The sequence below is a fragment of the Mesorhizobium sp. M0139 genome (assembly GCF_040322455.1).
Lineage (GTDB): Bacteria > Pseudomonadota > Alphaproteobacteria > Rhizobiales > Rhizobiaceae > Mesorhizobium.
In genome coordinates this window covers 1-959 of the sequence record NZ_JAMYTN010000050.1, presented here as the reverse complement: position 1 = coordinate 959, position 959 = coordinate 1, and the positions used below count along the sequence as shown (strand labels likewise).

Below are 959 nucleotides of genomic sequence, written 5' to 3'. Positions count from 1 at the left end.
TGTTTGATCCCAGGCTTTGATGGCGCATACTTTTCGTCCGAATCAAAGGATGCGCTATGGGCCAGGTTCTTCATGGGAGCGCCACGACGACAGAGGCGATCCGTCGAGCGATACAGCATAGTCAAGAGAGCCTGAGGGCGCTGGCGAAGCGCTACGGCATCAATCAGAAGACGGTTAGGAAGTGGAGGAACCGGACGTCGGCCGCCGATCTTCCGACTGGCCCCAGAGATCCGAAGTCGACAGTGCTATCGACTGAGGAAGAGGCGGTCATCGTCGCCTTTCGGCGTTATACGCTGCTGCCACTGGACGATTGCCTCTATGCTCTCCAACCGACGATCCCGCATCTGTCGCGGTCATCCTTGCATCGCTGCCTGCAGCGTCACGGGATAGGCAGGTTGCCGGATGTCGAGGGCGACAAGCCGGCAAGGAAGAAGTTCAAGGCCTATCCAATCGGCTACTTCCATATCGACGTCGCCGAGGTCCGAACCGAGCAGGGCAAGCTGCATATGTTCGTGGCCATAGATCGGACCTCGAAGTTCGCTTTCGTCGAGCTGCACGAGAAGGCAACGACAGCGGTCTCCGCCGATTTCCTGCGCCATCTTCTTGATGCTGTCCCTTACAAGATCCACACAGTGCTTACCGACAACGGCATTCAGTTCACGACCCCAGGTGCCGGCGGCTCGGCCGTTCCGCTGATCAAGGAAGCCATGGCGGCGGGAGAAATCATATGGGCGCACGCCTTCGAACATACTTGCGCCAAGGCCGATATCGACCACCGAACGACAAAGCCAAGGCACCCATGGACCAACGGCCAGGTCGAACGCATGAACCGCACGATCAAGGATGCGACCGTCAAACGCTTCTACTACGAGAGCCATGACCAACTGCGCCAGCATCTCGCCGATTTCGTCTTAGCCTATAATTTCGGCCGTCGACTGAAGACCCTCAAGGGCCTCACG

Annotated in this window: 1 protein-coding gene; it reads left to right on the top strand. The window is 58.2% G+C overall.

Going from position 1 to position 959, the window contains the following annotated elements; translation table 11 throughout:
• Positions 1-56 precede the first annotated feature (56 nt).
• Positions 57-959 (top strand): IS481 family transposase (locus NKJ58_RS31450; protein WP_352854713.1); only part of this gene is annotated, 903 nt, incomplete at its 3' end.